The sequence below is a fragment of the Sphingomonas sp. genome (assembly GCF_017744835.1).
Taxonomy (GTDB): Bacteria; Pseudomonadota; Alphaproteobacteria; order Sphingomonadales; family Sphingomonadaceae; genus Sphingomonas.
This window is the reverse complement of the sequence record NZ_JAGIAM010000003.1, coordinates 909,008-928,846: the sequence shown is the minus strand read 5'-3', so window position 1 is coordinate 928,846 and position 19,839 is coordinate 909,008. Positions and strand designations below refer to the sequence as shown.

30 protein-coding genes, 1 tRNA gene and 1 other RNA gene are annotated in these 19,839 nt (G+C 67.9%); 14 read left to right on the top strand and 18 right to left on the bottom strand.

The features are described from left to right. Positions 1-46 precede the first annotated feature (46 nt). The 4 genes from J7500_RS12320 to yajC are packed head-to-tail and all read right to left on the bottom strand — an operon-like array spanning position 47 to position 3,323. On the bottom strand, positions 47-418 hold the full coding sequence (locus J7500_RS12320) for an MTH938/NDUFAF3 family protein (RefSeq protein ID WP_294061997.1): 372 nt from the start codon (positions 416-418) through the stop codon (positions 47-49). Between the two features lie 3 nt (positions 419-421). Beyond that, complete coding sequence (gene secF / locus J7500_RS12315; protein WP_294061996.1) at positions 422-1,387, bottom strand: protein translocase subunit SecF; 966 nt, start codon at positions 1,385-1,387, stop codon at positions 422-424. 14 nt (positions 1,388-1,401) lie between these two features. Next, positions 1,402-2,982 carry a protein translocase subunit SecD gene (gene secD, locus J7500_RS12310; protein WP_294061995.1) on the bottom strand — a complete coding sequence of 527 codons (1,581 nt, stop codon included), beginning with the start codon at positions 2,980-2,982 and terminating at the stop codon, positions 1,402-1,404. Next, on the bottom strand, positions 2,982-3,323 hold the full coding sequence (yajC, locus tag J7500_RS12305; protein WP_294061994.1) for a preprotein translocase subunit YajC: 342 nt from the start codon (positions 3,321-3,323) through the stop codon (positions 2,982-2,984). Before yajC ends, secD begins: the two co-directional genes overlap by 1 nt. 140 nt (positions 3,324-3,463) lie before the next feature. Between yajC and J7500_RS12300 the strand changes: the two genes are divergently transcribed. Then, positions 3,464-3,540: transfer RNA gene (locus tag J7500_RS12300), tRNA-Pro, on the top strand. A gap of 58 nt (positions 3,541-3,598) precedes the next feature. Here the strand turns inward: J7500_RS12300 and J7500_RS12295 are convergent. The 5 genes from J7500_RS12295 to J7500_RS12275 form a co-directional block, all read right to left on the bottom strand. After that, a complete protein-coding gene (locus tag J7500_RS12295) occupies positions 3,599-3,781 on the bottom strand; it encodes a hypothetical protein (RefSeq protein ID WP_294061993.1) in 183 nt (60 codons plus the stop codon). 57 nt (positions 3,782-3,838) lie between these two features. Beyond that, a complete protein-coding gene (locus J7500_RS12290; protein ID WP_294061992.1) occupies positions 3,839-4,366 on the bottom strand; it encodes a hypothetical protein in 528 nt (175 codons plus the stop codon). A 59-nt stretch (positions 4,367-4,425) separates the two neighbouring features. Continuing rightward, positions 4,426-4,626 carry a hypothetical protein gene (locus tag J7500_RS12285; protein ID WP_294061991.1) on the bottom strand — a complete coding sequence of 67 codons (201 nt, stop codon included), beginning with the start codon at positions 4,624-4,626 and terminating at the stop codon, positions 4,426-4,428. 73 nt (positions 4,627-4,699) lie between these two features. Continuing rightward, on the bottom strand, positions 4,700-5,896 hold the full coding sequence (locus J7500_RS12280; protein ID WP_294061990.1) for a glycosyltransferase: 1,197 nt from the start codon (positions 5,894-5,896) through the stop codon (positions 4,700-4,702). A gap of 55 nt (positions 5,897-5,951) precedes the next feature. Continuing rightward, positions 5,952-6,308: a glycine zipper 2TM domain-containing protein gene (locus tag J7500_RS12275; RefSeq protein WP_294061989.1), complete on the bottom strand. Its 357-nt coding sequence runs from the start codon at positions 6,306-6,308 to the stop codon at positions 5,952-5,954. A 110-nt stretch (positions 6,309-6,418) separates the two neighbouring features. On the opposite strand from J7500_RS12275, the gene J7500_RS12270 reads away from it, so the two are divergent. Beyond that, positions 6,419-6,847 carry a cupin domain-containing protein gene (locus tag J7500_RS12270; RefSeq protein WP_294061988.1) on the top strand — a complete coding sequence of 143 codons (429 nt, stop codon included), beginning with the start codon at positions 6,419-6,421 and terminating at the stop codon, positions 6,845-6,847. A 749-nt stretch (positions 6,848-7,596) separates the two neighbouring features. Then, positions 7,597-7,995 (top strand): low affinity iron permease family protein, encoded by a 399-nt coding sequence (locus J7500_RS12265; RefSeq protein ID WP_294061987.1) that lies wholly within the window; start codon positions 7,597-7,599, stop codon positions 7,993-7,995. A 54-nt stretch (positions 7,996-8,049) separates the two neighbouring features. Here the strand turns inward: J7500_RS12265 and J7500_RS12260 are convergent, their stop codons facing one another. Continuing rightward, on the bottom strand, positions 8,050-8,475 hold the full coding sequence (locus J7500_RS12260; RefSeq protein WP_294061986.1) for an OsmC family protein: 426 nt from the start codon (positions 8,473-8,475) through the stop codon (positions 8,050-8,052). 87 nt (positions 8,476-8,562) lie between these two features. Beyond that, a complete protein-coding gene (locus tag J7500_RS12255) occupies positions 8,563-8,982 on the bottom strand; it encodes a glycine zipper 2TM domain-containing protein (protein ID WP_294061985.1) in 420 nt (139 codons plus the stop codon). A 162-nt stretch (positions 8,983-9,144) separates the two neighbouring features. Between J7500_RS12255 and J7500_RS12250 the strand changes: the two genes are divergently transcribed. From J7500_RS12250 to J7500_RS12200, 11 genes are all read left to right on the top strand, one after another. Next, positions 9,145-11,475: a chemotaxis protein CheW gene (locus J7500_RS12250; protein WP_294061984.1), complete on the top strand. Its 2,331-nt coding sequence runs from the start codon at positions 9,145-9,147 to the stop codon at positions 11,473-11,475. Then, complete coding sequence (locus J7500_RS12245; protein WP_294061983.1) at positions 11,475-11,918, top strand: chemotaxis protein CheW; 444 nt, start codon at positions 11,475-11,477, stop codon at positions 11,916-11,918. Before J7500_RS12250 ends, J7500_RS12245 begins: the two co-directional genes overlap by 1 nt. A 66-nt stretch (positions 11,919-11,984) precedes the next feature. Beyond that, positions 11,985-12,350 carry a response regulator gene (locus tag J7500_RS12240; RefSeq protein ID WP_294061982.1) on the top strand — a complete coding sequence of 122 codons (366 nt, stop codon included), beginning with the start codon at positions 11,985-11,987 and terminating at the stop codon, positions 12,348-12,350. Positions 12,351-12,414: 64 nt separating this feature from the next. Beyond that, on the top strand, positions 12,415-13,455 hold the full coding sequence (locus tag J7500_RS12235; RefSeq protein WP_294061981.1) for a chemotaxis protein CheB: 1,041 nt from the start codon (positions 12,415-12,417) through the stop codon (positions 13,453-13,455). A gap of 11 nt (positions 13,456-13,466) precedes the next feature. Continuing rightward, on the top strand, positions 13,467-14,303 hold the full coding sequence (locus J7500_RS12230) for a protein-glutamate O-methyltransferase CheR (protein WP_294062174.1): 837 nt from the start codon (positions 13,467-13,469) through the stop codon (positions 14,301-14,303). A 45-nt stretch (positions 14,304-14,348) separates the two neighbouring features. Then, positions 14,349-15,050, top strand: a complete 702-nt coding sequence (locus tag J7500_RS12225) for an N-acetylmuramoyl-L-alanine amidase (RefSeq protein ID WP_294061980.1) — start codon at positions 14,349-14,351, stop codon at positions 15,048-15,050. Next, positions 15,047-15,631, top strand: coding sequence for a hypothetical protein (locus tag J7500_RS12220; RefSeq protein WP_294061979.1), 585 nt, complete (start codon positions 15,047-15,049; stop codon positions 15,629-15,631). Before J7500_RS12225 ends, J7500_RS12220 begins: the two co-directional genes overlap by 4 nt. A gap of 85 nt (positions 15,632-15,716) precedes the next feature. After that, the gene (locus tag J7500_RS12215; protein ID WP_294061978.1) at positions 15,717-16,028 is read left to right on the top strand and encodes a hypothetical protein; all 312 of its coding nucleotides are present in this window, start codon (positions 15,717-15,719) and stop codon (positions 16,026-16,028) included. Positions 16,029-16,071: 43 nt separating this feature from the next. Further along, an RNA gene (gene rnpB / locus J7500_RS12210) (RNase P RNA component class A) lies at positions 16,072-16,437 on the top strand. Between the two features lie 52 nt (positions 16,438-16,489). Beyond that, a complete protein-coding gene (locus tag J7500_RS12205) occupies positions 16,490-17,026 on the top strand; it encodes a J domain-containing protein (protein ID WP_294061977.1) in 537 nt (178 codons plus the stop codon). After that, positions 17,023-17,349: a (2Fe-2S) ferredoxin domain-containing protein gene (locus tag J7500_RS12200; protein ID WP_294061976.1), complete on the top strand. Its 327-nt coding sequence runs from the start codon at positions 17,023-17,025 to the stop codon at positions 17,347-17,349. Before J7500_RS12205 ends, J7500_RS12200 begins: the two co-directional genes overlap by 4 nt. Here J7500_RS12200 and J7500_RS12195 read toward each other — a convergent pair. The 7 genes from J7500_RS12195 to J7500_RS12165 form a co-directional block, all read right to left on the bottom strand. After that, complete coding sequence (locus J7500_RS12195; protein WP_294061975.1) at positions 17,340-17,744, bottom strand: SufE family protein; 405 nt, start codon at positions 17,742-17,744, stop codon at positions 17,340-17,342. The genes J7500_RS12200 and J7500_RS12195 overlap by 10 nt on opposite strands. Positions 17,745-17,818: 74 nt before the next feature. Then, positions 17,819-18,001: a hypothetical protein gene (locus J7500_RS12190; protein WP_294062173.1), complete on the bottom strand. Its 183-nt coding sequence runs from the start codon at positions 17,999-18,001 to the stop codon at positions 17,819-17,821. An 82-nt stretch (positions 18,002-18,083) separates the two neighbouring features. Beyond that, positions 18,084-18,353: a hypothetical protein gene (locus tag J7500_RS12185; RefSeq protein ID WP_294061974.1), complete on the bottom strand. Its 270-nt coding sequence runs from the start codon at positions 18,351-18,353 to the stop codon at positions 18,084-18,086. Positions 18,354-18,516: 163 nt separating this feature from the next. Further along, entirely contained in the window at positions 18,517-18,789 is a 273-nt protein-coding gene (locus J7500_RS12180) for a hypothetical protein (RefSeq protein WP_294061973.1), read from the bottom strand. Positions 18,790-18,800: 11 nt separating this feature from the next. After that, the gene (locus J7500_RS12175; protein ID WP_294061972.1) at positions 18,801-19,112 is read right to left on the bottom strand and encodes a hypothetical protein; all 312 of its coding nucleotides are present in this window, start codon (positions 19,110-19,112) and stop codon (positions 18,801-18,803) included. A gap of 28 nt (positions 19,113-19,140) precedes the next feature. Continuing rightward, on the bottom strand, positions 19,141-19,386 hold the full coding sequence (locus J7500_RS12170) for a hypothetical protein (RefSeq protein ID WP_294062172.1): 246 nt from the start codon (positions 19,384-19,386) through the stop codon (positions 19,141-19,143). A gap of 78 nt (positions 19,387-19,464) precedes the next feature. Beyond that, positions 19,465-19,839, bottom strand: coding sequence for a PspC domain-containing protein (locus J7500_RS12165; protein ID WP_294061971.1), 375 nt, complete (start codon positions 19,837-19,839; stop codon positions 19,465-19,467).

Sequence of the window (19,839 nt, the reverse complement as noted above, 5' to 3'; positions counted from 1 at the left end):
GGGGTGCGGTCATGGCACGATGCGTCCTAAGATTTGGGTAACGGGCTCAGCCCAGCGGGTAGAGTGCGCCTGCGATCCAGCGCAGCTCGGCGCGGAGCACACCCCAGGCGCGCGCGGCGGCGCGGCTGTCCATCGCTTCGACGCCGATGCCGCGTGCGCCGAGCGCCCTGGTCAGCGCCAGCGGCGGGCGCACCAGCGTGTTGCCGGTGCCGAGCAGCAGGAATTCGGGCTGCGGATCGAGCGCGAGGAGCGGCGCAAGGTCGGCCTCGCTCAGCTCGGCGATCGGGGGAGGGGACCAGCCGTCGGCGCGCAGGGGCGTGATCAACAGCCCCTCGTACACGCCCTCGTCGACCTTGAACCCGCGCCCCGAGAAGCCGGAGATCACCGGCCCCTCGGCGCTGCGGCGTTCCATCTTCATGGCTCAGCTACGCGGCTGGATGCGCTCGGCGTTGCTCTCGGCCGCTGCCTTGCGGTCCTCGCGGAAGCCGGGCTTGAGGCCGAGCGTGATCAGCAGCGACGACGAGACGTAGATCGACGAATAGGTACCGACGACGATGCCGAGCATCATCGCCGCGGTGAAGCCGCGCAGCACGTGCCCGCCCCAGATCAGCAGCGCCGCGAGCGCGAGCATGATCGTGACCGAGGTCATCACGGTACGCGGCAGCGTCTCGTTGACCGACAGGTCGATCAGGTCGCCCATGTCCATCTTGCGGTATTTGCGCATGTTTTCGCGGATACGGTCGTCGATCACCATCTTGTCGTTGATCGAATAGCCGATGATCGTGAGCACCGCCGCGATGATGTTGAGGTCGAACACCAGCTGGGTGAGCGCGAAGAAGCCGAGCGTCATCAGCACGTCGTGGATGATCGCGACCGCGGTCGAGACGCCGAACTGCCATTCGTAGCGCAGCCACGAGAAGATCGCGATGCCGATGATCGCGAGCAGCACGGCGAGCGCGCCGTTCTGGATCAGCTCGCCCGAGACCTTGCCCGACACGGTCGAATAGTTGCTGAAGGTCGCGCCCGGGAACTCGGCCGCGAGCGCCCCCTTGACCTGCTCGACCATGCGGTCGGTCGCGCCCGGATCGTTCGAATCGGGAAGCGGCAGGCGGATCGTGACGGTGTCGGCGCCGCCGAGCTGCTGCAGCGTCGCCTCACCCAGGCCGAGCCGGTTGACCGCGGCGCGCACCTTGTCGAGCGGCGGCGTCGAGGTGAATTTCTCCTCGATCGAGACGCCGCCGACGAAGTCGACGCCCATGTTGAGCCCGCGCGTGAACACGAGGGCCAGCGCGGCGATGGTGAGCAGCAGCGTTACGCCAAAGGCGATGTGGCGGATGCGGACGAACCCGATGTTCGTGTTGTCCGGGATGATCTTGAGGAGCCGCATGGTTCGGGCGTCCCTTAAATGTGGATTTCGCTGGGCCGGTTACGGCGCAGCCAGATCGTGACGAGCATGCGCGTGAAAACCACGGCAGTGAACACCGAAGTCGCGATGCCGATCAGCAGAACGACCGCGAAGCCGCGCACCGGGCCGGAGCCCAGGATGAGCATGATCACGCCCGCGATCGCGTGGGTGACGTTGGCCTCGAAGATCGTGCGGCTGGCTTCCTTGTAGCCGAGCTCGACCGACTGCATCACGCTGCGGCCGCGCCGCCGCTCTTCGCGGATACGCTCGTTGATCAGCACGTTGGCGTCGACCGCGGTGCCGATGGTGAGCACGAAGCCCGCGATGCCGGGCAACGTCAGCGTGGCGTTGAGCATGCCCATCACTGCCAGGATGACCAGCACGTTGATGACCACCGCCATCGTCGCATAGATGCCGAAGCGACCGTAGGTGAGGATCATGAAGGCGATCACGGCCACCACGGCGATGATCGACGCAGTGATGCCGGCCTTGATCGAATCGGCGCCGAGCTCGGGGCTGACGGTCGATTCCTGGACGACGCGGAGCGGCACCTTGAGCTTGCCCGAGCGCAGCGCGATCGCGAGCTCGTTGGCGCTCTGGACGGTGAAGCCCCCGTTGATCACCGCGCTGCCGCCGAGGATCGGCTCGTTGATGCGCGGTGCCGAGATCACGACATTGTCGACGATGATCGCGAAGGGCTTGCCCGAATTCTCCTGGGTGACCTTGGCGAAGCGGCGCGCGCCGGCGCCGTCGAGCTGGAGCGTGACCGAAGGTTCGCCGGTCTGCGGATCATAGGTCTGCGACGCGTTCACCAGCATGTCGCCGGTGATCATCACTTCGCGGTGCACCGCGACCTGGCCGCCCGCCGCATAGGGGAGCAGCTCGGATCCCGGCGGGGCGACGCCCGGCTGGGTGGCGGTGGTGTCGACGAGGCGGAACTCGAGCTTGGCGGTCTTGCCTAGCAGGTTCTTGAGCGCGGTCGGATCGTTGAGGCCCGGGACCTGGACGACGATGCGGTTGCCGCCTTCGCGGACCACGGTCGGTTCGACCGTGCCGAGCGCGTTGATGCGGCGCTCGACGACTTCGCGCGCGTCGCTCATCGCAGTGTCGATCGCCTGGTTCAGCCCCGCCTGGGTGGGGGTGAGGACGAATCGGCTCGTGTCGACGACGGCGATGTCCCATTCGCGCTGGCCGGTGGTGCCCACGCCGCTACCGGTGATGGTCAGCAGCTTCTCGCGCGCGGCGTCGACCTTCGAGGGGTCCCGCACCATGAAGCTCAGCCGCCCGCCCTGGACCGAGATGTCGCCGATCTCGATCTTGGGATCGCGGCGCATCTCGGCGCGAACCTGGTCGCGCATCTGCTCGACGCGCGATTCGGCGACGTCCTTGGTATCGCCCTCGAGGAGCAGATAGGAACCGCCGGCGAGGTCGAGGCCGAGGTTGATCGCGGGAGTCGGGATCCACGAAGGCCAGGTCTCGCGCACGCTCTTGGGCACGAAGCTCGGAATCGAGAGCGCGATCATCACCGCCAGGAAAAGGCTGATGGAGACGATCTTCCAGCGCGGGAAATCGAGCATCAGTCGTTCGCAGGCTTGCCGCCCAGCGGGCGGACTTCGGTGAGCGTCGCCTTGACCGCGCGCACCTTCACGTTCGGGCCGAGCTCGAGCTCGACTTCATGGTCCTCGACCTTGGTGACCTTGCCGATCAGCCCGCCGCCGGTGACGACGGTGTCGCCCTTCTTGACCGCCGCGACCGCGTCCTGAAGCGACTTCATGCGCTTCTGCTGCGGACGGATCATCAGGAAGTAGAAGACGACGAAGATCAGGACGAGCGGCAGCAGCGAAACGATCGCGCCGGCCGGGCTTCCGCCCTGGGCGGCCGCGCCTGCGGCCTGTGCATATGCTGGGGTGGCGAACATGGGTTCCCGATAGCCTGGATCGGGGGCCGGAAGAGGCCCCGTTCAAGCGGCGCGCGCTAACATGCGTTACCGGGACGTGCAACTATTGTCAGAGTGGCTTGCATCCCGCGCCGGACGCGCCTAAGTGCGCCTCCCTCGGTCGGGGCGTAGCGCAGCCTGGTAGCGCATCACACTGGGGGTGTGGGGGTCGCAGGTTCGAATCCTGTCGCCCCGACCAGCCACACCCAAGTCCGCACAAGGCGGACTCCTAATCCCCAGCACGCACGAATCGCCGCTCAGTCGGTGGGGTTGCCGCTCGGCGTGGCTTTGCCCGCGTCCTCCGCCGGATCGAAATCCTTGGCCCAGTGCGCGGAGTCGTTGGGGCTGTCGAGCGTGTCCTCGGGGCGCTTGGCGTCGCCCTGCTTCTGATGCTCGGTCGAGAGATTGTGCGGGCTGGTGCCCGTATCTGCGTCTGCCATGGAATCAGCTCCTGCTATCGCGACCATCAACGGATGGCCGCGCCGGCAGGTTGCGCTTCATTCGGACGGAGCGGGGGCCTTGGGCGGCTGCGGCTTCTTGGGAGTGGGACGACGCGCCGCGCGCGGCTTGGCGGGAGCAGCGCCTTCGGCCCTGGGCTTGGAGCTGGTTTTGGCGGCCCCGTCCGGCTTGGCGGCTGCCCGGGCCGGCGCCGGAGGCGGGGAAGCGACTGCCTTGCGCACGCGCTTCACCACCGGCTTGGCGACCGCGATGGCGATCTCCGCAGCGGCCTGGGCGATGTCCTCGCCGGTCTCTTCGACCTTTTCCGCACCCTCGGCAGCGGCGTCGCCCAGATCGGCGGCGGCCTGCTTTACCTTGGGTTCCTTCTTGAGCCTTGCCGCCAGCGCGACGAGACCGGCTGCGAGCAGATCGGCGACGATCGGATGCCTGGCGAGATCGAGCAGCTTGCGCCGTGCTTCCTTGGGAATCTTGGAGCCCGCGATGTCCTTGGGCAGCTTCAAGCCCTTCTTGCCCTTCGCGTCCTTCTTCTTGCCTGCCATCGTGCCGGTCTCCGCGCTGGATTCCATCAGTGTCGCGGAGAAGCGCCGCACATGTCAACGCGGCGCCTTTCCGGCCCTGGCGCGGTTCAATGTGCCCCGTACGGATGCGGTTCCAGCTCGAACAAGATTTCGAAGCCGCCGTCCTCGTCCAGCGCGTCGTCGAAGTCGTCGCATTCGGCGGAAGGCGGCGGGCTGGTCGCCTTGTGCGTGTCGTTGGCGGCAGTTTCCGGGCGCGGTGCGGCATCGGCGTCGCGGCCAACGATCGACTTGTGCTGGCGGTCGTCCATTATTTCTCGTCTCCGTCGCCCGCCCATGCGGTCCGAACGGGTGGAGCGTCGCCTGCGTTCCGGCGCGCGCGGCCTAGGCGGCAGTACGGTCGCCCGCTGCGGCGCGGCGATCGACCAGTTCGCGCAGGAAGCCGTGCAGCGCGACGCTGTTCGCCGACCAGGTGAACGGCTCGGCCGCGGCGCGCACCATCCCGGCTTCCGGAGGTGCCGCGATCAGCGCGCGAATCGCCTCGGCGAACGCCTTTGGCTCGGGATCGACGATGCGCCCGGCCGCGGGGCCCCGCACCACCTGGCGGGCGCCACCGACATCGGTGATCACCACCGGCGTCCCGCTCGCCAGCGCTTCGAGCCAGGCGTTCGCCAGCCCCTCGAATCGCGATGCGAGCGCCATCACGTCGGCGGCGGCGAGGAGCGGGGGCAGGGCATCGTGCGCGACCGGGCCGAGCAGCCGCACGCGGTCGCCGACACCCAGCCGCGCGATCTGCGCCTCGAGCCGCGGCCGCTCGGGCCCTTCGCCGGCGATGTGGAGATGGACGCCGGGAAGCGCGGCGACGGCGTCTATGACGATCGCATGGCCCTTGCGCGGGATCAGCGCGCCAACCGACGCGATCAGCGGGCCGTCGATTCCCAGCGCAGCCTTTGCTGCCGCGCGGTCCGCCGGCGCGAAGCGAGTCAGGTCCACGCCGGTGTAGATGCATTCGATCCGCTCGCGCGGCATGCCGAGCGCGGCCATGTCATCGCGCAGCGCCTGCGAGACCGAGAGCAGCCCGTCGGCCCGGTTGGCCGCGGCGACCACCTGCGGCCCGGTGACCGGGCTGCGCGCCCAATGGTCGATGTCCGAACCGCGGGCCTTGATCGCGACCGGCACGCCGAAGCGCCGGCCGAGCTCGACCGCGGCGACGCCGTCGGGGAAGAAATATTCGGCGTTGATCACGTCGAAGGGAAAGTCGCGGCGGATCGCGGTGAGCAGCGGCACGAGCGCGCGCACGAGCATCGCGGCGTGGTGCCGTCCGCCGGTGCCGGGGAAATTGGCGAAGCGCGGGCGGTGGACCGTCAGGCCCTTCCATTGCTCCTGCGCGGGCAGCGCGCTCAGGCTGCGGTAGTGGCCGAAGCTGCCGAGCGGCCAGGGCGGAATGCCCAGCGGCGCCACGACCTGCAGCGCAACATCCTCGCGAGCGGCGAGACCCAGGGTCTGCCGCTCCACGAAAACGCCGAAATTGGGGCGCGACGCGTCCGGAAACAGCGTCGAAAGAATGAGCACGCGGAGCATGGGCGTGCTTCTAGCGACTAGAAGTTAACTCCATGCTCCGCGGATCGGTCAGGCCTTAACGGCAGCGACGGCCGCCGCGGTCGCTGCGCTCGAGCTCGCGGCCGGCGAGACCGCCGACCACGGCGCCGAGCACGGTGCCCGCCGCGCGATCACCGCGGGTGTCGATCGTGCGGCCGACCAGCGCACCGGCGACGCCGCCGACGATCAGGCCGGTCGTGCCGTCGGGCTTGCGGCAATACATGCGGCCGTCGCGGCCGCGCCACTCGCGATAGGCATACTGGCGATGGCGGCGACGCTGGTCGCTGTCCTTGTAGGAAGAATAGCTCTTCGCTTCGGCCTTGGCGGCGGGGAGGGCAGCCACCGTGGGGATCGCGAGCGAGATCGCCGCGGCGGTCAGGAACAGGTTACGCATTATCAACTCCCGTCATTATCGTGGACAAAAAGGGTCGGAACCGAAACGTCCCCCGGCTAAGCTGGGTTGCATGAACCTGAAATTACAATTTGCTCATCGGAGAGACAGGTTTGGACGAGGCGCGCAGGATCATCGAGGCACTGGGGCTTTCGCCGCATCCCGAGGGCGGCTGGTACCGCGAGACCTGGCGCGCGGACGCGGCTGAAGGCGCACGCGCCGGCGGTACCGCCATTTATTTCCTGCTCGAGAGCGGGCAGCGTTCGCACTGGCATCGTGTCGATGCCGACGAGATCTGGCTGTGGCACGCCGGCAGTCCGCTGGCGGTGCTGGTCGAACAGGAATCGGGTGAAATCCGCGAGTTGGGGCTTGGCGGCGACGTGACCCGCGGCTATGCGCCCCACGTCCTGGTGCCGGCGAATCGCTGGCAATCCACCGAGGCGCGGTCCGGCTGGGCGCTGGTGAGCTGCGTGGTGGTCCCGGGCTTCCGGTTCGACGGATTCGAGCTCGCACCTCCCGGCTGGACGCGAGGCGCGGCATAGCGCCGCTTTGTCCCCGTTATCCACGTTATCAACAGGCACGAAGCCCCATTTCGTGCTTTGCGCGACTCGCGATCGGTGAGAGCATCCAACCTGTAAGAAGGCGGTTCGGCAGAGGGAAACCTAAGCAGGATCAAGGGCTTACACGGATAGATTAGAGCGCTGGTGCCTTCGGGAAACCGCAATCCGATCCATCCGGGGATGCCAAGGGCTTTTGTGGTTACGAGGCAATGCGACGCCCGCGTCGCGACGCTTCGAGAGACGCAGGAGCTGCCGTTCCGGACCGAAGATCGGCGCGCAAGCGCAGGACGAAGGCGAGGGAAGGCCGGGAGCGATCCCGACGCTCTGTCGCCGCGCAAGCGGCAGCACGGCGCCAGGGTCACGCTCGATGGACGAGCAGGTTGCTTTCCCGCGCAAGCGGCGGAGCTGATCTGGTTCGAACCGGGTATCCAGCAAGGCTTCGTTGCGCTGCCCCCTGGTGGCGATCACGACGAAGCGGGTCATCGCGGAGCGGAAAGCGTCTGGGTTCCCCGGAATCCGGATGTGGACCACCGAGATGACTGACGCAAAGCTCGCATGCCCTTGCCGGCGCGAGCGGAGCATGCCGCCGAAACCAGGCCCGACGATCCGCCCGGATCCAGGGCCGTAGTCCGGCGACACGGGGGCTGGCAGCAATGCCGGCCCCCTTTTGCGTTTTCCACGCTCTCTTCTCCCGCTAGCAATGGCGCATCGAAAAAGGAGGGGAGTGGCGGATGGGCCGGATTTTCGAGCATTTCGCGCAGCAGGTGGCCGGCTGGGCGGGGCGTCCGCCGGCCTTCATCATCGCGCTTGCGGTGGTCCTCGGCTGGGGGATCAGCGGACCGCTGTTCCATTGGTCGGATACCTGGCAGCTGGTGATCAACACCGGCACCACCATCGTCACCTTCCTGATGGTGTTCCTGATCCAGAATGCGCAGAACCGCGATGCCGCCGCGATGCAGGCCAAGCTCGACGAGATGATCCGTGCGCTCAGCGATGCGCGCAATGCCTTCATCGGCATCGAGCATCTCGGCGAGCATGACCTGATCGATATCCGTGAGCGGCTGGAGCAGGAATTCGGCCGCGACGATCCGCGGCATCAGGGGATCGGCCGAGTCATCCTTCGGCGATAGAAGTCAGATAGCAAGGCGGCCGATCCTCCCCGGGGGAGGACCGGCCCGCGGCATTTACGCCAGCTTGTGCTCGAGCGTGATCTCCGCGTTGAGCAGCTTGGAGATCGGGCAATTGGCCTTGGCGCCGGCCGCCAGCTCGGCGAACTGCTCGGGCGAGATGCCCGGCACCTGCGCTTCGAGCACCAGGTCGGATCGCGTCACGGCGAAGCCTTCGCCCTGCTGCTCGAGCTTCACCTTGGCGGTGGTCTCGAGGCTGCCCTCGCTGAAGCCGGCGCGGGCGAGCGCGAAGCTCAGCGCCATGGTGAAGCAGCCGGCATGCGCGGCGGCGATCAGCTCTTCGGGGTTGGTGCCCTTCTCGTCGCCGAAGCGCGTGTTGAAGCTGTAGGGCGTGGCTTCGAGCACGCCCGAAGGCGTGGTGAGCTGGCCCTTGCCCTCCTTGCCGAAGCCTTCGTAGCGGGCGGTGGCGGTACGGGTCGTCATGGGCATTCCCTTTCGGCAAAAAAATCGGTGCGGCGCCGAAATGGGTGCCGCACCGCCAGGTTCAACCTGTACTCGCGTATATCCCGCTCAACGGCAGCGGATATTCCGATCCTTGCGATCGGCCTCGCGTTCGATCGCGGTGCCGGCGACTGCGCCCGCGACTGCCCCGAGCACCGTGCCGAGCGTCTCCGAGCCGCCGGGCGCAATGATGTTGCCGAGCACGCCGCCTGCCACTCCGCCGACGATCAGCCCGGTCGTTCCGTCCGACCGGCGGCAATAATAGCGGCCGTCCTGCCCGCGATAGATCCGGTCGTTGCGTGAGAGGGTTCGCTCGCTGTAGCGCCGGTCGTCGCGATAATAGCGATCGGCATAATAGCCGCCGTAGGACGGATCGGGGCGGTTCCAGTCATAGGCCGAATAGCCGTAGCCGCCGCCGAAGCCGCTGCCGTAATCGGTGCATCCGGCGAGTGCCGTCGCTGCCGTCAGGCCGAGGACAAGCGCGCGCATCGTTTCTCTCCTGTAATTTCGTGGCTGCTGGGGGGAATGCGCGAACCGCGGCAAAGGTTTCGCTGCCGGCCCGAGCCGCGGACCGGCCGGCGGCGTTCGCTAAACGCCCTTTTAACCCTCTCGCGCGCATGGTGCCGGTGCAAATCCGTACCTTGGGGCCCCATGGACGACCTGATTCAGGAATTCATCGCCGAGACGCGCGAGACGCTCGAGGCGCTTTCGGGCGAGATCGTCGCCTGGGAAGCCGAACCCGGTGACCGGGCGCGGCTCGATGCGATCTTCCGCTTCGTGCACACCGTCAAGGGAAGCTGCGGCTTCCTCGACCTGCCGCGCCTCGGGCGCCTCAGCCATGCGGCCGAGGACGTGCTTGCGCAGGTGCGGGCCGGCGAGCGCGTTCCCGATCGCGCGCTGGTCAACGCCGTGCTCGCGGTGGTCGACCGCATCGGCGAGCTGGTCGAGGCGATCGATTCGGGCACCAGCCTCGACGACAGCGGCGACGAGCTGCTGATCGCCGCGCTGGCCGAAGGCGCGGAAGAGATCAGCCAGTCGCTCGGCAACGGCGGCACGCGCGCCGCGTCGCGCAGCGTGCGCCTCAACGTCGACCTGCTCGACCGGATGATGTCGGGCATGTCGGACATGGTGCTTGCGCGCAATGAGCTCGCGCGCCGGCTGCGCGGCGGCGACATCGATCCGACGATCGAGGCGGCGCTCGAGCGGCTGTCGCTCACCGTCGGCGAGATGCGCGACACCGTCACGCGCACGCGCATGCAGAAGATCGACGCGCTCTTCTCCGCGCTGCCGCGGATGGTGCGCGATACCGCCGCCGGGCTTTCCAAGTCGGTGCAGCTCCACGTCGAGGGCGCCGACGTCGAGCTCGACCGCGAGATGATCGAGATGATGCGCGATCCGCTGGTCCACATCATCCGCAACGCGATCGACCACGGCATCGAATCGCCGGCCGAGCGCCGCGCCGCGGGCAAGCGCGAGACCGGCCGGCTCAGCGTCTCGGCGCGCCAGTCGGGCAACCAGATCATCATCGAGATCGTCGACGACGGCCGCGGCATCGATACCGAGAAGCTGATCCGCAAGATGGCCGCCATCGGCCCGCGCTCCGAGCGCGAGCTGCGGGCGCTTTCGGAGCGCGCCAAGCTCGACCTCGTCTTCCAGCCCGGGCTTTCGAGCAAGGACGAAGTCACCGAAGTCTCGGGCCGCGGCGTCGGCATGGACGTGGTCCGCGCCTCGATCGAGCAGATCGGCGGCCGGGTCGATCTCGACAGCACGCTCGGCAAGGGCCTGCGCATCGCGATCCATGTGCCGCTGACGCTGTCGATCATCTCGGCGATCGTGGTCGGCGCCGGAGGGCAGCGTTTCGCGATCCCGCGCCAGGCGATCGAGGAAATCGTCACCGATCGCAGCGACGCGATCCGCATCGACACGCTGGGCGCCACCCCGATCGCGACGGTGCGCGAGCGCCGCATGCCGCTCATCGACCTCGGCGATATCCTCGGGCTCGAGCGCGGCGGCGAGGGCGGGCCGCAGATGCTCGCGATCGTCAGCGTGAGCGGCGGCAGCTATGCGCTGTCGGTCGATACCGTGCTCGATAACGAGGAGCTGGTGATCAAGCCGGCGTCGCCCGCAGTGATGTCCACCGGCCTCTACGCCGGCCAGACGCTCCCCGATTCGGGGCTGCCGATGCTGCTGCTCGACTGTGCGGGCATGGCGAGCGTCGCCGGGCTCAACTTCAATCGCGATGCCAACCAGGGATTCGAGGTGGAGGAAGCCGAGCAGGAGGAGACGGGCACGCCCGCGCTGCTGTTCCGCGACCTCGACGGCGTGCGCCGCGCAGTGCCGCTGGTCGCAGTCGACCGCGTCGAGCAGGTCGAGGCCGCTGCCGTGCGCTTTGCCGGCGGCCGCTTCCGCGCGACGATCGACGGGCGCATCCTGCCTGTCGCCGCGCAGGGCGAGATCGAAGGCCGCGGACGGCTCAACGTGCTCCGGCTCAAGGACGGCGCCAACGAAGTCAGCTACGCGATCGACGAGGCGCTCGACATCATCCTGCTGCCCGAGGAAGTCGTGGCCGCGCGCGAGCCCGGCCCGGTTGCCGGCGTGGCGCTGGTCGGCGGCGAGCAGATCGAGCTGCTCGACGTCTTCTGGGTGTTCGACGAACATGCCGACCGCGAGGAGGACGACGACGCCGAGGCGCCGCTCTGCCTGATCGCGGATACGACCGACGGCTGGATGGCCTCGTTCGTCCGCCCGCTGCTCGAATCGGCCGGCTATCGCGTCACCGCGCAGCTCGCGCCGGGCGAGTCGCCGGCGATCGTGCTGTCCTCCGACGAAGCGCCGCCGGAGCTTGCCGAAAAGGCGCCCGTGGTGCGCCTGCGCCGCCGCCGTGCCGCGAGCGGGGCAGGGGACGACAGCGTCTATCGCTATGATCGCGTCGGGCTGCTCTCCGCGCTCGAGGCCCGCATGTCGAGCCGGGGAGGCCGCTGATGACGCATCTCTATCTGATCGCGCAGGTCGCCGGTCGCCCGGTCGCGATCGATTCGGACCAGGTCGAATCGGTGGTCGACATCGGCGAAGTAACCGCAGTGCCGCGCGCCTGCGCGCACGTTCGCGGTCTTGCCGCGCTGCGCAGCCGCGTGGTGACGGTGGTCGACACGCAGTCTGCGCTCGGCCTCGAGCCCGCGGCGCAGGCGAAGCGCGCAGTGATCACCATGGTCGACGGGCATCATTATGCGATGCTGGTCGACGCGCTCGACGATGTCGCGCCCTTCGACCTGCTGCCGATGGCCGCGGGCGTCGCGCTCGATTCGGTGTGGGAGGATGCGGGCCGCGGCGTGGTCGAGCGCGACGGCGAGCCGATCCTTGCGATCGATCTTGCATCGCTGGTGCCCAGCTATGCGTCTGCGGCCGAAGCCGCGGTCGCCAATTAACGCGAAGCTTACACCTTCCGTGCAGATTGCGCGGCCTAGACACCTGGCTATCGGGGAACAGGGGAAATGAAGACTTGTCTCGTCGTTGACGACTCGAAGGTGATCCGCAAGGTCGCCCGCCACATTCTCGAGACGCTCGATTTCCAGGTCCGTGAGGCCGGAGACGGGCGCGAGGCACTCGATTCGTGCCTGGAGACGCCGCCCGACGTGATCCTGCTCGACTGGAACATGCCCGTGATGAGCGGCATGGACTTCCTGCGCGCGCTCAAGGATTCGGGGCTGCCGCAGCGCCCCAAGGTGGTGTTCTGCACCACCGAGAACGGCATGGCCTATATCCGCGCCGCGATCGAGGCGGGCGCCGACGAATATGTCATGAAGCCGTTCGATCGCGAGACGCTGGAAAGCAAGCTGCAGATCGTCGGCGTCGCCTGAACCGCGTGTAGGAGGCGCAGCGGTGGCGCGCACTGCAACCCTGAACGATACGGGGACAGCCAGGATGCCACCTGCGCCGGCGCACGTGCTGATCGTCGACGATTCGGTGGTCGCCCGATCGGTCCTCGGCCGCATGGTCGAGGCGACGCGGCGCTTCCGGGTCGCCGCGGCGGTGCCCGATATCCGCGCGGCGCTCGACTATCTCCATATGCACCGCGTCGACGTGGTGCTGCTCGACATCGACATGCCCGGTATCGACGGGCTCACGGCGCTGCCCGACGTCATTGCGGCGGGCAACGGCGCCAAGGTGCTCGTCGTCTCCTCCGCGGTGGATGAGGGTGCGGCGGTCACCGTCCAGGCGCTCGCGCTCGGCGCGGCGGACACGCTCGTCAAGCCCGGCACCGGCGCCTTCGGCGGCCGCTTCGCCGGTGTGCTCGAGGACCGGCTCTCCCGGCTCATCGAGACCGTGGCGGAAACCGGGCCGCACCATCATCACGCGACCAGCTTCGGCCCGGTCACTGCGCCAGACGACTTCGACATTGTCGCGATCGGCGCCTCGACCGGCGGCATCCACGCGCTGAGCCAGCTGCTCCGCGCGATCCCGGCGAGCTTCCGCGTGCCGATCCTGGTGACGCAGCATCTGCCGCCCGCCTTCATGACCTATTTCTCCACGCAGCTCGCCGTGCTCGGCAGCCGGCCGTGCGACGTGGCGTGCGATCGGATGCGCCTCCAGCCGGGCCGCATCGTGGTCGCGCCGGGCGACGCGCACATGCGCGTGGTGCGAACGGCGGACGGGACGGCGATCCGGCTTACGCGCGAGCGATCGGTCAGCGGCTGCCTGCCCTCGGTCGATCCGATGTTCGAATCGGTCGCCGATGTCTTCGGCAATCGCGCGCTCGGCGTCGTGCTGAGCGGCATGGGCCGCGACGGGGCCGAGGGCGCCGGCCGCCTGATCGACGTCGGCGCGCGGATCTTCGTGCAGGATCGCGGCACTTCGGTGGTCTGGGGCATGCCCGGCTCGGTCGCGAACGCCGGTCATGCGAGCGCGGTGCTGCCGCCCGACGAGATCGGCCGGCTGATCGCACGTGGGCGGAGGGGCGCATGACGCGGCTCTCCATGACAGGTCTCGCGGCCCCTTCGGGCGCGATGAACATGATCGCGGCGCTGCTCGAGCAGCGCACCGGTCAGCAGATTGCGGCGAACCGCGCCTGGCGCATCGAGACGGCACTCAAGCCGCTGCTGCGGGCGCACGGCCTTTCCACGCTCGACGAGCTGGTGAGCCGGCTGATCGCGGCACGAACAGGGGAGTTGGCGGATCAAGTGGTGGACGCGCTGTTGAACCAGGAGACGAGCTTCTTCCGCGATGCGGCAGTGCTCGATACCCTCGCCGAGGCCGCATTGGAGATGCAGGCCGAAAATCCCGATCGCAAGGTGCGGATCTGGTCCGCCGGCTGCTCGACAGGCCAGGAGCCTTTGTCGCTCGCGATGCTCTTCGCTGAGAAGGACGCCGCGCCCGAGATCGTCGCAAGCGACATCTCGCCCGCCGCGATCACCCGGGCGCGGGCCGCACGCTATTCGCAGTTCGAGATCCAGCGCGGGCTTCCCGTGCGCCGGATGATGCTGTGGTTCGACAGCGCCGGCGGCGACTGGGTCGCCCGGCCCGAGCTCGTCCGCCGCGTCCAGTTCCGCCAGCACAACCTCACGGCCGACGCGCCGCCGCCGGGTCGGTTCGACATTATCCTGTGCCGCAACGTGCTGCTCTATTTCTCGCTCGACCTGCGGCGCCAGGTGTTCGAGACGCTCGCCGCGGCGATCCGGCCGGGCGGCGTGCTCGTGCTCGGCGCGGGCGAGACGGTGATCGGGCTCACCGATCATTTCGTGCCCTGCGAGAAGTTGCGCGGCTTCTACCGCGCGGTGGAGCCCAAGCCCCAGGCGCGCCTCGCGGTCGGCTGATCGCGCGCTTGCCGGGGCGGGCGGCCTCCCTCTAAACCTGCGCCCATGCCCAGCGACCTGCCCATGATCGACGCGCCGTCGCCCAATTTCGACACGCGCGCGCTGCCGGTCTCGATGATCGTGCTCCATTATACGGGCATGGAGAGCGGCCAGGCCGCGATCGACCGCCTCCGCGATCCCGAGGCCAAGGTCTCGGCGCATTATCTGGTCGAAGAGGACGGCAGGATTTTCCACATGGTCGACGAGGGCAAGCGCGCCTGGCACGCCGGCCGCTCGCACTGGCGCGGCATCACCGACGTCAACTCGGCCTCGGTCGGCATCGAGATCGTCAACCCCGGCCATGAGTTCGGCTATCGCCCCTTTCCCGAGGCGCAGATCTCCGCGCTCATCCCGCTCGTCGCCGAGATCAAGGAACGCCACGGCATCACGCGGGGCAATGTCGTCGGCCATTCGGACGTCGCGCCCGCGCGCAAGCAGGATCCGGGCGAGCTCTTCCCCTGGGGCAGGCTCGCGCGCGTCCGCCTCGCGCTGCCGCGCCCGACCAGGAACCTCGTCGATCCCGGCTGGCCCGACGCAGGCTTCATGCTCGCGCTCGAGCGCTTCGGCTATGACGTGAGCGATGCCGAGGCCGCCGTGGTCGCTTTCCAGCGCCGCTTCCGCCCGGAGCTGGTCGACGGCGAGATCGACATGGAATGCCGCTGCCTGCTGCTCGCGCTGCTGCTCCCCAAGCCGCAAGGCGACGAGTGAGCCTGCTCGACTTCGATCGCTCGCCGTGGCGGGAATTGCGCGGCGGCCTCGTTCTGTTGTTGCTCTTGCCGTTCTTTGTGCTCTTCCTGCTGATCAAGCTGGTGCTACTTCCGTTCGAGCGCCCATCGCATCGGCCTGCCGAGGACATCGCCGAAGCCCTCCGTCATACCGTCGACAGCACGGGAAGCGGATGGGAGTTCGATGACTTTATTTCGGTTCCGCTGGCCGATCCCCGTCTGGAATCGATCCGCGAAAGAGCCTTGCAATGGGATGGCGGCGAGGACGTGCAGGAATTGGAGGTGCTCGCGGACGAGGCTGAGGCCATAGCTTTGGCGGACAGGACGAGCCTTGTCGAATTGCTCGACCGCGCCCTCTCGCCAGAGAATGTCGTTCCTGAGGATCTGGATAGCGCGATTCCATACCCGCGTTCGTTGGGGAGGCTGGAGACGAAGGCGTTCGAAGCGCTTTCGCATTGGCTCGATGATGGAGACATCCGCGCGCGCGATGCTGCCTATGCCTCGCGGCAGCGCGAGGGGTTGCTGCGGTGCCTTGATCCGCTGCGGGCCGAGGTTCGCCGCTGATTAAGATAGGTTGCCGATTCCTTCACCAACTCCGGTTACGCCCCGATAGCCGTGTGGGTTTTAGCCTCCGCCGCGGAGGACGCGCATGTCGAGCAGCGGAATAGGGCATTCGAAGATCGAGCTGGGGCCGGTGCGCGCGCGCCTGGCCGGTATTGCACGCGCCGATGAGGCGGGCGAGGAGATCCCGTCGCTCGCGACGCCCACCGTCGCCGAAGCCACCGAAGTGCTCAACCGTACTGCCCGCGTCTCCGGCGCGGACGCTGTCGAACGCATCGGATCGGACTATCGCCGCACCATGCTCGCCTCGGGGCTGACTCCGCAGATCCTGGTCGAGGTCCAGGCCTGGGGCACCGCAATCCGGCATGCGGCGGACCCGGAGAAGCCCCGCGAAGACTGATTGCCCTTGTCCTTGGCGCATCCTGCGCTAGATCGGGCGCATGCCAGAGGGTCGGGCGGCCGCGGGTGCGCAAGCACGCGAGGAAAGTCCGGGCTCCACGGAACGACGGTGCCGGGTAATGCCCGGCGGGGGCGACCCCAGGGAAAGTGCCACAGAGAGCAGACCGCCTAAGCCCCTCGGGGCCGGCAAGGGTGAAAGGGTGCGGCAAGAGCGCACCGCGCGACCGGTAACGGAAGCGGCATGGTAAACCCCACCGGGAGCAAGACCGAATAGGGACGGCACATGGGCCTCGTTCCGGCCCGTCGTCCGGGTTGGTTGCTTGAGCGGCGGAGCGATCCGTCGCCTAGAGGAATGGTCGCCCATCCCCGAAAGGGGTGGACAGAACCCGGCTTACAGACCCTCTGGCATACGACTTCTACTTACTGGCGGAATCCAGCCCGCCACCCTATCTGCGAGCCTCTATGCCACGTCCGACCCGATCCTCCGACTGGGGCTTCCCCCGCTGGCGCGCCTATGGCGCCGAGCGCGAGGCCGTGAAGGTGCGGCTGTGCGACCGGCACGGCTGCGAGGAGCCCGGCGACCGGCCCGCGCCCAAGTCGCCCAACAGCCGCGAGCGCTGGTATTTCTGCGAGACGCACGCGGCCGAGTACAACCGCAACTGGAATTATTTCGAGGGCCTCAACGCCGAGGAAGCCGCCGCGCGCGAAGCCGAAGAGCGGCGCGACGCCTCGGGCTTCGCCCAATCGAAGCACAACAGCTGGGCCGGTCCGGGCGACGGCAGCCGCTCGCGCGACGAGATGCGCGCGCTCGAAGTGCTCGATCTCGAGACCGACGCCGATTTCGACAGCGTCAAGCTCGCCTGGCGCCGCCTTGCCAAGTCGAACCACCCCGATGTCCGCCCTGGCGACGCCGAGGCGGCCAAGCGCTTCCAGGCGATCCAGGCGGCGTACGAGGTGCTCAAGGCCGCCGAGGAGCGGCGGACGTGGAAGCCCGATTGAAGACCGTTCGCTCGAACTGGTCCGACACCGTCCTGGTCTGCGCGAAATGCTCGAAGAAGCTCCACGGCGGCTTCGGGCCCAAGGGCAAGACCCCGCTCGCCAAGGCGCTGCGCAAGCATCTGGGCCTCAAGAAAGGCCGCAAGGGCGGGGCGGGGATCGTCGAAGTCAAATGCCTGGGCGTCTGCCCAAAGGCCGCAGTAACGGTGGTCAACGGCGCGCAGACGCGCGAGTGGCTGATCGTGCCGGAAGGGGCTGATCTCGATTCGGTCGCTGAGGAGCTGGGTTTGGGCAGCAATCCGGCGCGAGCAGCCTCTCAGGCGTAGCGCCGCGCCGTCTCGCGGATCAGTGCGATCATGTTGGGGATGCCCTGGGTCCGGTTCGAGCTGAGCTGGTTGCGCAGGTCGAAGGGTGCGAGCGCGGCTTCGATGTCGGTGGCCAGGATCTCCGCCGGGGTGCGGTCCTGCACGGCGAGCAGGACGAGCGCGATGATGCCTTTGGTGATCGCGGCGTTGGAATCGGCGAGGAAGTGGAGCGTGCCCGTATTGGCGCGGGTCGGATAGACCCAGACCGACGCCGAGCAGCCGCGGACCAGCGTCGCATCGGTCTTGAGCGCTTCGGGCATCGCTTCCAGCGCGCGACCCAGGTCGATCAGCAGCCGGTAACGGTCGTCCGCGTCGAGGAATTCATATTCGTCCTGCAGGTCGGCGATGCTGGTCATGCCGGGCGCTATAGCGTGCTCCGCCGCCAAGCCAACCTCGTCACCCCCGCTTTCGCGGGGGCGACGGTGAGAAGTCAGAGATCCACCCCCGCGGCGATCGCTTCGAGCTTGCGGATGCGCTCCTTGAGATCGGCGATCTCGATCCGCGAGCCCGCGGAAGCGACCGGGGTGGTGTCGGCGGTGTCGCGGCGGTCGAGCTCGCGGCGCTTGAGTTCCAGCCATCCGCGCCAGCCCGAGAGGCCGGCCGCCGTCACCATCGCCAGGCCGGCGAGGCCCGAGACGGAGAGGGTGATGTAGAGATTGGGATCGATGGTCACGTCATGCCTCCCTGGTCAGACGTTATTTCCGGTCGCGCAGCGCTTCGATCTCGCGTTCGAGCTGGGCGCTGCTGGCGTTGCTGTCGGTGATGACGCGTTCGAGCACCTGGACGCGCTCCTTGAGCGAGCGAACCTCGTCGCGGAGCCGGGCGTTCTCGGCCGTCGCGGCATTGTCTCCGCCGCGATAGACCTCGTTGCCCTGATTGTCCTTGTGGATGCCGTAGCGGGCCTTGAGGACGCCGCCGATCGTCACCACGACGATGATCGCGACAACCATTTCGAACGGGTTCATTCCCTCTTACTCCCTCGATGCGTTTTGTTCAGTTGCCCTGGACGCCCTGGGCCAGTCGCTCCGCGCGGCGGCGGGGTCGATCCCGGCATTCGGCGAGGACAATACCTCCCACGCACAGTGCCGTCAGCACTGCGAACACGATGATCATGGCGATTTCCTTTTCTTAGTTCAGCGGCGCGTCGCGCAGCTTCTCGATTTCTTCCGCGACTTCGGCGCCGCCGTTGGTGACGATCCTTTCGAGCACCCGGACCCGCTGCTCGAGCCGCTCGACGTGCGATGCATATTGCGCGGCCTGCTCGGCGGTCTGGGCGGCGACGACCTGGGTCATCGCTTCCTTGTGCTTGAGCCAGCGCTTGAACATCTCCAGGCCGATGCCGAGGACGATTGCGATGATGCCGGCGGCGATGCCCAGCACGGGAATGGCGATCGGGTCCATCGTTCTGCTCCTCAGTTGTTCTTGCCGCGCAGCTGCTCGATCTCGCGGTCGAGCGTCAGCGAGCTGTCAGTGACGATCCGCTCGACATTGGCGAGCCGGTCCTTGATCGCGCCGAGCTCGGCGCGGAGCTGCGCATTCTCCTGGCTCAGGAGCTTGATCCGCTCCATCGCCTCGTCGTTCTTCTGCGGATAGATCGCCTGGCCCCAGGCTCCATCGAGCGGGTAGCCGTGCTTGATCCGCATCCAGGTGGTGAAGATCCACCCGGCCACCGCGGCAAGGCCGACCAGGGCTGCCACCGGTGCGAAGGTCTCGAACAGAAACATCCCTCTTCTCCCTCTTCCTCGACCGTGCTCAGCGCAGGCTGTCGATCTCGCGGGCCACCCGCTCGGCGGGATCGGTCGCGATCCGCTCGAGCACTGCAATCCGCTCTTCCAGCCGGCTGATCTGGCCGGTGAGCCGCTCGTTCTCCGAAGAGAGCAGCGCGATCTTGCGTTCGGCTTCCAGGTCGCCGCCGGCGTGGCTGTGGCGGCCGCGGCGGTCTTCCATCGGATAGCCGTGCTTGGCGCGGACCCAGGTCTGGAAAGCCTTGGAAGCCATGATCGCCGAGACGATCAGCACCGGCACGAGCCAGCTCAATTCCCTCATTGTCCAATCTCCCCGTTGGACGCCTGCGCCTCAGCGCAGGCTGTCGATTTCGTCGGCGAGGCGCGTGTTGCGGCTCGTATAGTACATCTCGATGTCGGCCAGGCGACGATCGATGTCGCGGAACTTCGAGCGGACCTCGGCGGTCGAGCGGCTCGGGTTCGAGCGGACGCCCTGCCAGAACTTCGCTTCCTCCGGGCCGTCGTACAGGCCGGCCGGGCGGCTTGGCGCCATCCAGGCGATCAGCAGGTAGCCGATCAGGCCCATCGGGAAGGTCGTGAAGGTGAGCAGGGCGACGCCGACACGGAGCCAGATCACGTCGATCCCGGTGTAATCCGCCAACCCCGAGCAGACGCCCAGCCACTTGGCATTGGCCTTGTCGAGGTAGAATTTGGTGCGGACGGACAT

Bases quoted from the DNA above. Each gene is read 5' to 3' on its own strand.
- J7500_RS12320 (WP_294061997.1), bottom strand. From the start codon at position 418: ATGAAGATGGAACGCCGCAGCGCCGAGGGGCCGGTGATCTCCGGCTTC.
- secF (WP_294061996.1), bottom strand. From the start codon at position 1,387: ATGCGGCTCCTCAAGATCATCCCGGACAACACGAACATCGGGTTCGTC.
- secD (WP_294061995.1), bottom strand. From the start codon at position 2,982: ATGCTCGATTTCCCGCGCTGGAAGATCGTCTCCATCAGCCTTTTCCTG.
- yajC (WP_294061994.1), bottom strand. From the start codon at position 3,323: ATGTTCGCCACCCCAGCATATGCACAGGCCGCAGGCGCGGCCGCCCAG.
- J7500_RS12295 (WP_294061993.1), bottom strand. From the start codon at position 3,781: ATGGCAGACGCAGATACGGGCACCAGCCCGCACAATCTCTCGACCGAG.
- J7500_RS12290 (WP_294061992.1), bottom strand. From the start codon at position 4,366: ATGGAATCCAGCGCGGAGACCGGCACGATGGCAGGCAAGAAGAAGGAC.
- J7500_RS12285 (WP_294061991.1), bottom strand. From the start codon at position 4,626: ATGGACGACCGCCAGCACAAGTCGATCGTTGGCCGCGACGCCGATGCC.
- J7500_RS12280 (WP_294061990.1), bottom strand. From the start codon at position 5,896: ATGCTCCGCGTGCTCATTCTTTCGACGCTGTTTCCGGACGCGTCGCGC.
- J7500_RS12275 (WP_294061989.1), bottom strand. From the start codon at position 6,308: ATGCGTAACCTGTTCCTGACCGCCGCGGCGATCTCGCTCGCGATCCCC.
- J7500_RS12265 (WP_294061987.1), top strand. From the start codon at position 7,597: ATGGGCCGGATTTTCGAGCATTTCGCGCAGCAGGTGGCCGGCTGGGCG.
- J7500_RS12260 (WP_294061986.1), bottom strand. From the start codon at position 8,475: ATGACGACCCGTACCGCCACCGCCCGCTACGAAGGCTTCGGCAAGGAG.
- J7500_RS12255 (WP_294061985.1), bottom strand. From the start codon at position 8,982: ATGCGCGCGCTTGTCCTCGGCCTGACGGCAGCGACGGCACTCGCCGGA.
- J7500_RS12250 (WP_294061984.1), top strand. From the start codon at position 9,145: ATGGACGACCTGATTCAGGAATTCATCGCCGAGACGCGCGAGACGCTC.
- J7500_RS12245 (WP_294061983.1), top strand. From the start codon at position 11,475: ATGACGCATCTCTATCTGATCGCGCAGGTCGCCGGTCGCCCGGTCGCG.
- J7500_RS12240 (WP_294061982.1), top strand. From the start codon at position 11,985: ATGAAGACTTGTCTCGTCGTTGACGACTCGAAGGTGATCCGCAAGGTC.
- J7500_RS12235 (WP_294061981.1), top strand. From the start codon at position 12,415: ATGCCACCTGCGCCGGCGCACGTGCTGATCGTCGACGATTCGGTGGTC.
- J7500_RS12230 (WP_294062174.1), top strand. From the start codon at position 13,467: ATGACAGGTCTCGCGGCCCCTTCGGGCGCGATGAACATGATCGCGGCG.
- J7500_RS12225 (WP_294061980.1), top strand. From the start codon at position 14,349: ATGCCCAGCGACCTGCCCATGATCGACGCGCCGTCGCCCAATTTCGAC.
- J7500_RS12215 (WP_294061978.1), top strand. From the start codon at position 15,717: ATGTCGAGCAGCGGAATAGGGCATTCGAAGATCGAGCTGGGGCCGGTG.
- J7500_RS12205 (WP_294061977.1), top strand. From the start codon at position 16,490: ATGCCACGTCCGACCCGATCCTCCGACTGGGGCTTCCCCCGCTGGCGC.
- J7500_RS12195 (WP_294061975.1), bottom strand. From the start codon at position 17,744: ATGACCAGCATCGCCGACCTGCAGGACGAATATGAATTCCTCGACGCG.
- J7500_RS12190 (WP_294062173.1), bottom strand. From the start codon at position 18,001: ATGGTGACGGCGGCCGGCCTCTCGGGCTGGCGCGGATGGCTGGAACTC.
- J7500_RS12185 (WP_294061974.1), bottom strand. From the start codon at position 18,353: ATGAACCCGTTCGAAATGGTTGTCGCGATCATCGTCGTGGTGACGATC.
- J7500_RS12180 (WP_294061973.1), bottom strand. From the start codon at position 18,789: ATGGACCCGATCGCCATTCCCGTGCTGGGCATCGCCGCCGGCATCATC.
- J7500_RS12175 (WP_294061972.1), bottom strand. From the start codon at position 19,112: ATGTTTCTGTTCGAGACCTTCGCACCGGTGGCAGCCCTGGTCGGCCTT.
- J7500_RS12170 (WP_294062172.1), bottom strand. From the start codon at position 19,386: ATGGCTTCCAAGGCTTTCCAGACCTGGGTCCGCGCCAAGCACGGCTAT.
- J7500_RS12165 (WP_294061971.1), bottom strand. From the start codon at position 19,839: ATGTCCGTCCGCACCAAATTCTACCTCGACAAGGCCAATGCCAAGTGG.